Source organism: Mesorhizobium sp. M1307 (assembly GCF_040318155.1).
In the GTDB taxonomy this organism is placed as follows: Bacteria; Pseudomonadota; Alphaproteobacteria; order Rhizobiales; family Rhizobiaceae; genus Mesorhizobium.
In genome coordinates this window covers 59,091-71,371 of the sequence record NZ_JAMYLR010000028.1, presented here as the reverse complement: position 1 = coordinate 71,371, position 12,281 = coordinate 59,091, and the positions used below count along the sequence as shown (strand labels likewise).

10 protein-coding genes and 1 pseudogene are annotated in these 12,281 nt (G+C 61.2%); 1 reads left to right on the top strand and 10 read right to left on the bottom strand.

What is annotated here, in order from left to right; all coding sequences use genetic code 11:
• From NKH16_RS24615 to NKH16_RS24590, 6 genes and pseudogenes are all read right to left on the bottom strand, one after another.
• Positions 1-915 (bottom strand): annotated as a pseudogene (locus NKH16_RS24615) (IS110 family RNA-guided transposase); the annotation flags it as partial.
• 195 nt (positions 916-1,110) lie between these two features.
• The gene (locus NKH16_RS24610; RefSeq protein WP_352837592.1) at positions 1,111-1,437 is read right to left on the bottom strand and encodes a MocE family 2Fe-2S type ferredoxin; all 327 of its coding nucleotides are present in this window, start codon (positions 1,435-1,437) and stop codon (positions 1,111-1,113) included.
• Positions 1,438-1,505: 68 nt separating this feature from the next.
• A complete protein-coding gene (locus NKH16_RS24605) occupies positions 1,506-2,447 on the bottom strand; it encodes a substrate-binding domain-containing protein (protein ID WP_352837589.1) in 942 nt (313 codons plus the stop codon).
• Between the two features lie 105 nt (positions 2,448-2,552).
• The gene (locus NKH16_RS24600; protein WP_352837586.1) at positions 2,553-3,557 is read right to left on the bottom strand and encodes a sterol desaturase family protein; all 1,005 of its coding nucleotides are present in this window, start codon (positions 3,555-3,557) and stop codon (positions 2,553-2,555) included.
• 7 nt (positions 3,558-3,564) lie between these two features.
• The gene (locus NKH16_RS24595; protein WP_352902282.1) at positions 3,565-4,356 is read right to left on the bottom strand and encodes a 3-methyl-2-oxobutanoate hydroxymethyltransferase; all 792 of its coding nucleotides are present in this window, start codon (positions 4,354-4,356) and stop codon (positions 3,565-3,567) included.
• A gap of 261 nt (positions 4,357-4,617) precedes the next feature.
• Positions 4,618-5,625, bottom strand: a complete 1,008-nt coding sequence (locus NKH16_RS24590) for a LacI family DNA-binding transcriptional regulator (RefSeq protein ID WP_352902291.1) — start codon at positions 5,623-5,625, stop codon at positions 4,618-4,620.
• 248 nt (positions 5,626-5,873) lie between these two features.
• Here NKH16_RS24590 and NKH16_RS24585 point away from each other — a divergent pair, with 248 nt between their 5' ends.
• On the top strand, positions 5,874-6,290 hold the full coding sequence (locus NKH16_RS24585; RefSeq protein ID WP_352902281.1) for a DOPA 4,5-dioxygenase family protein: 417 nt from the start codon (positions 5,874-5,876) through the stop codon (positions 6,288-6,290).
• 161 nt (positions 6,291-6,451) lie between these two features.
• Here the strand turns inward: NKH16_RS24585 and NKH16_RS24580 are convergent, their stop codons facing one another.
• The 4 genes from NKH16_RS24580 to NKH16_RS24565 all read right to left on the bottom strand — a co-directional run bounded on the left by NKH16_RS24580 (position 6,452) and on the right by NKH16_RS24565 (position 12,190).
• Complete coding sequence (locus NKH16_RS24580; protein ID WP_352902279.1) at positions 6,452-6,691, bottom strand: hypothetical protein; 240 nt, start codon at positions 6,689-6,691, stop codon at positions 6,452-6,454.
• An 845-nt stretch (positions 6,692-7,536) separates the two neighbouring features.
• A complete protein-coding gene (locus NKH16_RS24575) occupies positions 7,537-10,980 on the bottom strand; it encodes an acyl-[ACP]--phospholipid O-acyltransferase (protein ID WP_352902277.1) in 3,444 nt (1,147 codons plus the stop codon).
• A gap of 121 nt (positions 10,981-11,101) precedes the next feature.
• Positions 11,102-11,464 (bottom strand): hypothetical protein, encoded by a 363-nt coding sequence (locus tag NKH16_RS24570; RefSeq protein ID WP_352902275.1) that lies wholly within the window; start codon positions 11,462-11,464, stop codon positions 11,102-11,104.
• A gap of 342 nt (positions 11,465-11,806) precedes the next feature.
• On the bottom strand, positions 11,807-12,190 hold the full coding sequence (locus NKH16_RS24565; RefSeq protein WP_352902273.1) for a hypothetical protein: 384 nt from the start codon (positions 12,188-12,190) through the stop codon (positions 11,807-11,809).
• Between the last annotated feature and the right edge of the window lie 91 nt (positions 12,191-12,281).

Here is a 12,281-nt window from a genome sequence, read left to right as displayed (position 1 = left end):
CTCCCTGCTCGCAATTAATCTGCCCACTTTGCCAGGGCGTTGGCACCAAACCAGCGTAGGCGGCAACCTGTCGTCGATTGTCAAACTTGCGCGACAATCCCTCAGACCACAGGACGCCCGCGAACTCAGGACCAATTCCTTTGAGGCTGAGCAGCAGGGCCGGTGTGGGCACATCTGCCGCGACGAGCATGGCGTCGCGGGCCTCTTCAACATCCTTGATCTGCTGGATCAGCAACTCGATGCGATCAAGTTCGCGGCTGATCTGCGCCTTGAGCGCTGGCGGCAGTGGACGCCCATCTGCGGTAATGAGCGCGTCGAGGCATTTGCGTCATCGCCTTTTAGTGGTTCGTATCCGGACACACCTTGGCTGAACAAAAGGCCCTTTATCCTGTTGACGTGCCTGATCCGCTCGTTTGTCAGCGCCTTCCGCTCCCGCACCAACCGGCGACGGTCTTCCTCCTCCGGGGTTGGCACTCGCAACATCGCGCAAACCCTAGGCTCGCCGCGGTTGTGGGCCAACAACGCTCGAACCAGTGCTTCCCCGTCAATCCTGTCGGTCTTGGCCCGCCGACGGCGACGCGATGTGGCAATGGATGCCGGGTCAACGACATAACTCTCGATGCCTTCGCGTTCGAGGACCCGATGTATCCAGAATCCATCCAGACCAGCTTCCTGGATTGATATGATCCGGAAGCTCTGCCCTGTCCGCACTTCCGCCTTTCGTTGCAGCTCTGCGAAGTGATCGAGCAAACCCGGAATGTCGCGCCCCGACACGAGGTGTCTCGACATTCTCTCGCCCCCACCTGGCGAAAGCGAAGTCACGAGCCATTTTGAACGAGACAGTTCTAACGAGACAAATATTGCGGCAAGATCGCCGCGGATAGCGGCCGGGGCTTTGGTGGTGTTGGCTTGCATGCTGACCTCCAGGTGATGTTTGGCGACTTCACTCTGGCAGAGCGCTGGTCGCCTTCCATCCCCATAGGATCTTCACGATAGCGGACCGGCAGATTTCAGGCAGAAATAGTCGGAAGCGGACATTTAGGCACGCCGCTTGCATAGTAGTTAACTGACCGAAGCGGTACGGGAGCAGGTCGACTGCCCCACCAAGCCTCAGGCTCCTCTCACTGGCATCGCAACCAGGACGGAGCCCTCTTTGACCCTCGCAGGATAGGTCCTGAGATTGACACATGGCGGCAGCCGCTTTGCCGCGCCGGTGCGATAGTCAAAGGCGCCCGCGTGCTTGGGGCATTCGACCTCGTAATCCATGACCAGTCCGTCGGCGATGTGTACCGCTTCGTGCGTGCATAGGCCGTCGGTGCAGAACACTTCATCATCGGGCGAGCGGAAGATGGCGTAGGTACGGCCATCATGGTCAAAACGGCGGGCACCTTCCTGTTCGATATCGTGGAGGCCGCAGACCGTGATCCAGCTGGACATTTTTTCCTCTATGAGTTGCGGTCGGGCCTCCGGAACGGCAATGCCGCCCGGAGGCCCCGGTCCTGGGCTCAGTTCTTGTTGAGGTAGTCGGCGGCGTTGGCCGGGGTCACCAGTTCGAACGGCACGTAGACGACGCGTTCGACCTTCTCGCCCTTGGCCAGCGCGAGTGCGGCGTCGACGCCGCCGCCACCCTGGCCCTTGGCGTTCTGGAACACGGTGACCGCGAGATCGCCGGCCTTCATCGCCTGCAAGCCGTCCTGCGTGGCGTCGATGCCGCCGACGACGACGTTCTTCATGTCGACGCCGTTGGCCTTGAGCGCCAGGATGGCACCGATAGCGGATTCGTCATTGTTGGCGATGACGGCGTCCGGCGCGCCGCCGGCGGTCAGCCAGTTGGTCATCAGGGTCTGGGCATTGTCGCGCGACCATTCGGACGACTGCTTGTCGACGATCTTGATGAAGTTGCACATGTCGGTGCCGAAGATCTGCTCGACATCCTTGGTCCGCTGCAGGGCCGCCTGGTGGACGAGGCTGCCCATGACGATGTAGGCTTTGGCACCTGCCGACTTGCCCTTGGCGCGCAGCATCTTGCACACCTCGAACGCTTCCAGCGTGCCGGACTCCACCTCGTTGGAGCCGACATAGACCTGTTTCTCCGGCAGGTTCGCCATGTCTGACGGTTCGAGGTTGACGAAGACCAGTGGGATGCCGGCCTTGGCAGCTTCCTCGCTGAGCGTCCTTGACGCATTGGTGTCGACCAGCGTGACGATGATGGCGTCTACGCCGGTGGCGATGAAGTTCTTCACCTGGTCGAGTTGCTTGGCGACGTCGTTCTGCGCGTCCTCGACCTGGATGCCGGCGGCCTTGTCCTTGGCGCGGGCCTGCATGCCGTCCCTCAGCAACGTCTGAAAGTTGTTGTCGAAGTTGACGATGCTGACGCCAATTTTTGCAGCCATCGCATTGGTCGACATCAAGGCCGCCAACGCGGTCGAAATGAAAAGCTTCTTCACGGTTTTCCTCCCTTGTGGATGGAGTGCCGGTTCACCCCTCCTTTGACTTCCGGCCCTTGCGGGATGGCTTGCGCGGACGCCTCGCGTGGCTGTCTGATCGGGCTGTCATTGGGCGGCGTTGGCGCGCGCCTTCTTCTTCTCGTAGCGGGCCTGCATGCGGGCCTCGCCTTCCTTGCTGCCGTCGTGGAAAGTGCCCAACCATCGGTCGAACGGGATGAGGCCGTCGCCGTAGTTCACCTCGAAATATTTGTGATGGAGGTAATGGATGTAGGCGTGGCTATCGATGCCGGTGTCCTCGCCGAGTTCGACCTTGTCGAAGCCGACATGACCGGGAATGGCGCCGAAGCCGGCATAGTGGAGCTGGTAAAGCGCAAGCAGCGGGTTCGACGGGATGACCAGGTGCCAGAGTGCAACGCCGAGATAGCCGAACTGCTCGACGGGGTGCATCGACAGCGACGACCAGGGCGACGGGTTGACGGAGTTGTGGTGCACCGAATGCACCCATTTGTAGAGCGGCGGCCAGTGGATTGCCCGGTGCAGCAAGAAGAAATGCGTCTCGTGGATGATTGGCACCACCAGCGCCAGGCAAAACAAGTACACGGGATGATCGGCGACTGTCAGCCACGGCACGTAGCCATTGGCATAGGCGTAGAGGATCGCGACCTCGATCGCCGTCCAGATCGGCATGCCGGTGCCGAAGGTACGCAGCATGTTGTCGAGGTTCTGGTTCTCGAAGAAGAAAGCCTTGCTCTTCTGCTCGGAGGGCCATTTGCCGTTGTATTTGAAGCGATTGCCCTGGGCTCTCACAATGTAGAGCCGGAGCTCGAAGACGCCGAAGAAAACAAGCAGCGCCGCGCAGTTGACGAGGAAGAGCCTGAGGATCCATCCGACGCTCAGCGTCTTCATGACCTCCACGTCGGGCAGCACGTACTGCCACCACGCGACCGCCGAGAGCGCGAACAGCAGATTGTAGGGCAGGAAATAGTGCGGCAGCCATTTCAGCAGCGCCAGCGGACGCGGCGGAAAGGCGAACAGCGGCGCGGTGCCTGCCGGCTCGCTCGGAGCCCAGTCGCCTCTTTTGTTGCGCGTGCCGTATTTCAGGTCGTCCATGTCGATCTCACAGGGATTTGGAAAGGGTGAGGAAGCGGTCATAGGCGGCATCGTCCATATCGACCTGGTGCTTCGCTTCGGGATAGGCGCCGGCTGTCACATCGCGGCCGAAGGCGCGGAAGGCGGCGATGCGCTTTTCCTGCAGTTCGGCCTCCAGTGTGACGAAATCGGCATAGCGTTTGGCATGGCGCGGAGAGTGACCGGTGTCGGTGCCGAGCACGTCACTGGAAAACAGGTACTGCGTGTCGCAGGCGCTGCCGCAGCCCATGCCCATGGTGATCAGTGGGGTCGAGCGCGTGATGTGATCGGCAAGCCGCACCGGCACGACCTCGACCTCGATGCAGGCGGCACCGGCATTCTCAAGGTCCTTGGCCGCGCGCAGCACCTTGAAGGCTTCTTCGGCGGTCTTTCCAATGGCGCGAAAGTTCGTCCAGGTGGCGCGGTTCGGCACCAGGCCGACATGGCCAGTAACCGGAATGCCCTCCGCCGCCATCGCCTCGATGAAGCGCGGTGAATGCGAGCAATAGACGGCGTCGGCGCCGCGCTTGATTATGTCAAAGCCGAGCCGTACCGCCTCGTCGGGCGAGGCGACCGCGCCATGCGGCATGCCGACCGACAAGAAGGCGAAAGGCGCCGCCTCACGGATCAATTCCAGATTGTGGTCGGGCTCGCTGGAGAGGATTACGATATCGCAGGCGACAGCCGCGGCGGCCTCAGCCGGCGTGTCGACGTGAAGCTGCAGCCATTTGCGGCTGCCCTTGGCGCTCCTCAGATCGTAGGTCGTCAGCCGTCTCGTCACTAGTCGTCCTCCCCTTCGCGGAGCGCCATTGCATGTGGAAGAATGCCCCCTCACCCGGATTGCCCTCCGATTTGTGGCAATCCGACCTTTCCTCGAGGGGAAAGAGATCGTCTGCGCTTGGTGCCAGCCTCTTCTCCCAACGGGGAAGGCGGATGCAAAGCGGCTGGATGAGTGGGCGAACTCCATATGCGATCGCCGTCCGTTCGGAGGGAGTTAGCACGGTGACGGAGGCGAAGCTCGCTCTACCTTGATCAAATCAGATCAAAGGTTCTCGGCAGTGAAGGTGACGAAGCGGATCGGCGGGTTTTCGACTTGCAGGTCGTGCAGGTTCAATGTCGCCAGCACGAGGTCCATGGCTCGCCTCGCTTGCGCCTCGGGTGCCTGGTCTAGCACGACATCCATCGTACCCTCGCGAAGTGCAACGGCGCTGCGCTCGGTGAGCTCGTGGCCGACGAAGAAGACCTGGCGTCCGAGCGGATTTCGGCGCAAGACATCGTTGAGCGCCGAATTGGCGCCGCCTGCATTGTAGAGACCGGCAAGGTCCGGCCAGCGCTTCAAGGCTTCAAGAAGCTGCTCAGCGTTGCGGTCTCCATCGTCATGGCCGAACAGCGCCCCGATCGGTTCGAAATGTTCGGTCGCCGTCTCCATCAGGTAGTCGAAGAAGCCGCGCACGCGGTCGCGGTGCACGCGGTAGATCTGGCTGTGGCAGACCGCCACCACCTTGCCTGGCCGCCTTTGCATGCGCGACAACAACAGCCCTGCCATGCGCCCGGCGGCATAATTGTCGATACCGACATAGGCCCCGCTGGTGCCGGAAATCTCAGTGACAATCTGCACGGTCGGGATGTTTTCGGCCTCGAGTTTCCTCAAGGCGGCGCCAACCAGCGGGTGGTCGGGAACTGCGAGGATCAGGCCGGCGCGGCGCATGTCCGGATCAAGGATGCGCCTGGCGATCGCCGCCGGGTCCGCCTCGTCGAGAAAGGTGCGGTGGACGGCGATGGAACGATCGAGCGTCGCGGCGATGCGCTCGAAAGCGCGAGACAGTCGGGCAAAGAAGGTGGCGTCCGGACGCACCAGGATGACCTCGATCCTGATCACCCCGTGATGAGCTCCCGGCAAGCGGCGAGGATAGTCGAGCGAGCGAGCGGCGGCGACGACCTTCTCGACAGTGGCAGGCGTGACGCCACCCCTGCCGTTCAGCACGCGCTCAACCGTCGCCGTGCCAACCCCGGCGCGGCAGGCGATGTCAAGAAAGGTGGGCTTTGGAATCTGGTCACCTCCCAGTCAGGAAGCCGAAGCCTAGCCAGCCGAGTCCGCTTTTCCAAGACCGATGATTTGCCGACTCCTCAAAGGGCACATCCCAAGGATGTACGTCATCGAATGCACCGGTACGGACTGTCGGTTGCTCCTGAGCTTTGAGAATGTCGGCTTCTGGGTTACCCGTGCATTCCGGGAACGAGAAAATTGAAGCCCGGCCACTCTGCGGGGCGCGACAATCATCGAAGGAGAACATTGAGGTGAACGAGGACACCGTCAGTCCAAGGCCGCTCGCGGAGATAGCCAGCTATCATGCCCATATCTATCACGACGGGCAAACTGAGCGGCAACATGCCGAATGGCCGCGTCTTCAGATCGGAGAACGTTTCCGAGTACGCCTTGGCTGGCACGAGCAGAAAGTCGGCCCGCATGACCAGGCAATTTACCAGGTCTCATTTGCGAACGACTTTTTCGCTTCACTCGTTCCGTGGCTGATATTGAACTATAAGGGTCTCAGCATACTCTTGCACCCGAATACGACTAACCCCCGGCGCGACCATCTGGTCGATCCGATCTGGATAGGCCGGCCGCTAGCAGTAAACGGCGATATCCTTACAGACGATCATGAGGCGGAAGAGGCGCTGCCGCCCAACACCAATCCATCGCAACCGGCATAGCAATTCTTGGCGCAACTGACCTCCAGTGTGGTCACCCGGGAAGCGGCAAAGCTGATCTCTACGGCCGAGATACGGCGCAGTCCCGACGTCCAGATGGCGAACTGCCGGACCGGCCCGAGAAACTCCTAAGGCGCGATTCGGATCACTCGCCCGCGGCTCTACTAGTCCGAAAACCTCACGCTAACGCCGCGCTGCCGAAAATAGGCCTGCATCAACTTGCGGCCCGAGCGGTTGTTCTGCGCCAACTTGGTCGGATCGAACACCGCCTGTTTTATCCCTTCTCGGGTCAGCGCCGCCTTAAGCGCCGCGATATGTGCGTCGATGTCGGCATTGTCCGCCCGGAGCGAGGCATAGATACTTTCGGTCGCCTCGGCCACGGTCGGTTCGCTCACAGGTGTCATCCTTTCGCTGGTTGAGCGGCGCCTTACCACGGATTCGCGGCGCCGCCGATACCGATGAGACCGTCAGTCGTCTCTACCGGGATAGCAGGTTCCTACCGCGACCCAACCCCCAACTGGACGATGGAGATGTCTGCTTTCGAGCTACCGCAAAATTGGACTCTAGGTCCAAGTTGAAGCGCACTGCTGCCTTTCGCATCACGGATGATGAAGGTCTCCGTTGCGTCAAAGGCCTGAATTTGACGATATCACGGGCTCAATCAGCGCGGATAGATATTTCGAAGGGAAACGGGAAGCTGAAATAGCTGGCGGAATTGCCGGTGCAATGAAGAATCAGCCCAGCGAACTTTCAGCCATGTCCCGCAGTGGCACGGCCGTCTGTCACCTTCGCGGCAGACGGGGCGCTGGACCCATCTTCATGCAACTCGGCTTGCGGCCTCATCCGTCGCCCTGGGTCGGCTTGGCGACCAGCGTAGGCATCATCGGCGGTATGAACTCCAGACCCCCTGCGCCGGCAGTCGACCGCTTGCTCACGACACAGGTCTAAGTTTTGGTACGCCAGAACGCATCCCTCAAACGGGGGATGCGCGATCCCTCCTCCAAAGGTCCTCACCAGTCGTCGGTAGCAACAATCCGGTAACGGAAGTGATTTCGGTGGTCGTTGAAGTAGCGACCCTTAGCGAAGGCGGCTCGGAATTCGGCGTAAATGTCGCGCCGAGGCCCGCGCCCTTGCGGGGGGCGCGGGCCGATCGGGATACCGATCTGCAGCAATACTTGGAGGGGAGGATTCGCTGCGTGCACCGAACTTTCGCGGCGGTCCCGTGTTCCGAACCGAGATACACAAAAAGTTAGCCGCAAAAGCGAGTCGAAGCCTCGTTCGAAACTCTGTCTTCGCCGCTCACCATTTTGGTCACAGCGGAGAAATCGAGCTTGCCTGAGCCGAGGACAGGCACTTTCGCAACGACGCGCACTTCGGCCGGCACCATCAGGTCCATGGCGCCGTTGGCCTTGGCGAAGGCCAGGAATTCGGCACGCGTGGCGTTGACGGCCTCGGTGATGAGGATCAGCTTTTCGCCCTTGCGCGCATCTGGCACGGCGGCGACCGCCGAGAGCGAGCCTTTCCACAATTCGCCCGCCAGCGCCTCGACGGCGGCCATCGAGATCATCTCGCCACCGATCTTGGCAAAGCGCTTGGCGCGGCCTCGAATGGTGATGAAGCCGACATCGTCGACGGCGACGACGTCGCCGGTATCATGCCAGCCGTCTTCGAGCGGCTCGAGCACGCCCGGCTTCTCGGCGCGCAGATAGCCTGCCATGACGTTAGGCCCGCGCACGAATAGCCGTCCGCCGTCCTCGACGCCGGGCACCGGATCCAGGCGATAGTCCATACCCGGCATGATTTTGCCAACACTGCCGGAGCGGTTGTACATCGGCGTGTTGATGGAGATCACCGGCGCGGTCTCGGTCACGCCGTAGCCTTCGAGGATGCGCAGGCCGAACTTTTCCATATAGGTCGCGCGCGTCGAAGCCTTGACTGGTTCCGCGCCGGCAAAGCAGTAGCGCACTGAGCGGAAGTCGTAAGGGTGTGCGGTGCGGGCATAGCCGGCAAGGAACGTATCGGTGCCGAAGATGATCGTTGCGTTTGAGGCGTAAACAAGCTCCGGTACGATCCGGTAGTGCAACGGCGAAGGATAGAAATAGATCGGCACGCCCGAGATGAGCGGCAGCACCGTGCCCGCCGTCATGCCGAAGGAATGGAAGATCGGCAGCACATTGAAGACCTTGTCGCCCGAATGGAAGTCGATCCGCGAAGCAGCCTGCGCGGCATTGGCCAGGATGTTGCGGTGGGTGAGCACCACGCCCTTGGGCGTGCCTTCGGACCCCGAGGTGAAGAGGATCACCGCTGGATGTTCGGGCTTGCGGGCGACCCGGGGTGTATCTTTGCGCAAAAGGCCGAGCAGCTTGTCCTTGAGGCCAATGGTGGCCCGCAGATCATCAAGCCACACAATATCGACCGAGCGGCCGAGTTCCTCGACCATGGCGCCAAGTTTCGCTTGTTCGACAAAGGCGCGCGAGGTCAGCACGGTGCGCACCTCGGCGGCTTTGCAAGCGGAGAGGACGTTAGCTGCACCGGCAGTGAAGTTCATCATCGCCGGAACCTTGCCGGCCGACATAACGCCGAGCAGCGTCGCACAGGCGCCATTAGCGTTGGGCAGCATGATGCCGAGCGTCTGCTGGCCGGCATAGAGTTTCTTGAATTTCTCGCCAAGCACGGCGGCGGCTGTCAGCAGCTTGCCGTAACTCAGCGAACCGGTGACCGGGTCCTGAACGGCCAGTTGCTTCATGCCGCGTTCGTTCGCCGTCTGGATGATCTTCTCCAGCACAGTCTTGTCGATGTCCTGAGTGCGGAAGACGAGGTCCGACATGACCTGGTAGAGGGCAGCGCCCGCCGCGGCGCGGCGCTTCCGGCCCTTCAGATCCTGCAGTACTTCAAGTTTGACGGGCTCCAGAATGGTCACCTTGACCTTCGGGAACAGCCGGCGGCGAATATGCAGCGAGGTCAGCCGCGAAAAATAGCTCTTCTCCAGCCCGTCGATGCGCACGGGCACGACCATCGAGCCGGTCTTGTCGGCCACCATGGCGGCGCCGTCATAGACCTTCATGAGGCCGCCGGTGACGGTGATCCGGCCTTCGGGGAAGATGACCAGCGGATCGCCGCCTTGCACGATCTTGATCAGCGTGCGGGTCGACATCGGCTTGGCTGGATTGAGCGGCAGCGCACGGGCGAGCTTGAGGAAAGGCTTCATCCACCAGGCCTGGGCGATAGTGTGGTCGATGGCAAAGACGGGCTCTTCCTGGGTCAGCGTCAGGGCCAGCGGACCGTCGAGGAAACTGACATGGTTGAGCGCCAGGATGGGTGCCGGGCCGGCCGCCTTGAGGTTTTCCAGCCCCTCCACCTCCAGACGATGGAAGGCTCGGAACAGAATGGAAACGAAATCGCGGAAGGCGTTTGTCGGAAGGTACCTCAGCATCAGCCAGGCGGCGACCACGTTGAGTGCGGCGAGGCCGAACAGGATACCTCCAGTGGAGACGCCCGCTGCTTGAATCGCGGCGACAAGTATGCCGCCCACCGTCATGAAGCCTGCATTGACGATGCTCACGGCGGCGACGACGCGAGCGCGGCTGGTTTCGGGCGCCCAGGCTTGCACGGCGGCGAAGGTCGGCACGACAAGAAAGGCGCTGGCAATAGCCATGCCGGCAAGGTCGATCGCAACATGGACCGTGTTTGGCCCGGCGAAGAATATTGCGAGCGTTTCGGCCCTGGGCGAGGGCTGCATAGTCCAGATGGTCCAGGCCAGGTCCAAGCCGAATAGTGCCATCAACGCCGTGCCAACCGGGGCTGGCAAGAGCACGATGCGGCCCTGCGACATCCATGCGGCTATGGCAGAGCCAATGGCGATCGAGACGGCGAACACCGCGAGATAGGCGGTGACAGCGATTTCTCCGCCACCGAGCGAATCCTTGACCAACGTAGGCAGGATCGAAAGGACAATGGCCCCGATAAGCCAGAACCACGACGTCATCAGTCCGGCGCGCCAGATCCGCTTGTCGGCACGCAAGCCGTTGACCTGTCGCCACGTCGAGCGAAAGATGTTCCGGTCTATAACGAGGTCGGGTGCAGCAGAACCGGTTGACGGAATGTATCGGCTGACAAACCAGCAACCGATGGCGAGGATCATCATCATCGGCCCGAAGACCGAGACGCCTATGCCATCGGCCGAGACGACGCCTCCGGCGATAGTGCCGCCGAGGATGGCGGCGAAGGTTGCCGATTCGATCCAGGCATTGGCGCGGGGCAATTCCTTGCGATCGAGATGATCCGGCAGGATGCCGTACTTGATCGGTCCGAACAGTGCCGAGATGATGCCGAACATGAGCAACGCCATCATCAGCACCGGGATCGACGACAGCGCGATCCCGACGAGAGCGACAGCCGCAGCGGCGATCTCGGTGAATTTCAGCCGACGGGCGATGAGCGCCTTGTCGAACCGGTCGGCGATCTCGCCACCAAGGGCGGACAGGAGCAGGAAAGGAGCCATGAAGACGGCACCCGCCAGGGTGACCAGTGATGCTGCCTTGTCCGCCGCCAGGGTGAACAGAATAAGGAAAACCAGCGTGTTCTTGAGGAAATTGTCGTTGAAGGCGGAGAGGAACTGCGTCCAGAAGAGAGGCGCAAAACGCCGTGAAGTCATCAGATGGCTAGTCGTATGGCCGTTCGCGGCGATTTCCATTGGGGCGGCTTCCATTGGGCAAGACCGTTGAACATCGTGGTCGTATCGATCAGCGGTCTTGCGCGGTTTGAGCTTCTTGTAGTGCGAACCCGGTTACACTTCGTTACTGCGGCTAAATCGATCAGCGGCTTTTGGGTTTGGGGTCTTCTAGCCGGTTCATGAAGCGGCTTGCCTCTTCCGCGTCTCGCAGGGTCTTGGTGATGGTGATCGAGGTATGCACGAGCCTGGTCGCAAGCGGCGATGGCGAAATTGGCATGGTGAATGTTTGCAGGCGCTTGAACCCTTGGGAGCATAGCTGTTGGAGGTCATCGATATTGTCTTTTGGTTTCAGGGTGAGGTTGCGCCGGCGTTTGTCTGTCTCCAGGCCGGATACAATCAAGCGGTCTTGCGACGGTCCGGACGAACGCAGCGTCAGCCCTGCTCCGCGGCAGCGCGCTGCAGACGGCGGTCGCCAGCCAGCTTGAGGCGCAGTTGCCGCAACCACTCGCCAATCCTCTCCGAGCGGAATGCAGGACGGCTACGCGAATCTGAGCACTGCCAAATCGGCCTAATTTTCCACTGCCGAATGGACGATGAAACGCGTAAGCGAGTTTCCAGACCGGAAGGTATGCGTTGGGTTGCCCAAACGATGCAGAGGCGCTGCTGTGTTGGCGCGACACGCTCGACCGCAAGTGCGGACGGCATAAGAATTTTGGAGAGGCCCGTGGTGACTGGGGATTGCGCCGGTATTGGCGGCGCGAATGGTCGATATCTGGGGCGACGGCAGCCCTTGCGACGCAACTTCATACCGGAGAATGGAGGCCGCGCTGGGAGGTTGTTGCTTCGGCTACCAATTCAAAGTGATTGTCCCGGAGAGTTCGGCGATGTCGCCATAGATCATCGAACCTGTGACGAGAAAACATTTATCGCCGAGGACTTCGAAGAGTGAGCTTGACGCGGTACAAACCGGCAGGTTCTTCGAATTGGCGTACTTGCCGAGGGTCGCGGTTTCGAAGTTACGGTGCTTGGCTTCGGCACAGCCGACACCGATCGCGAGGACTGCGATAGCAATGAGAGTCGTCTTGCTCATATTTTGCCCCTGGAGCCAGCTCTTGTCGGGTAAGTCGCGCGATGCATCAAAGTAGCACCGGCCCACGATCGGCTTCATCCATCGATTGGAGGAAGCGGGCTCATCCATTCCTGAGGAAGGCGCCGAGCGCACCAGACTCATGGAACGGCGCGCGGAATTTCCATTCGTGACGAGGTGGCGATCCCGGCCACCTCCGCAAACGGGTCACTCAGCACGGCCTAAACGTCTCGAT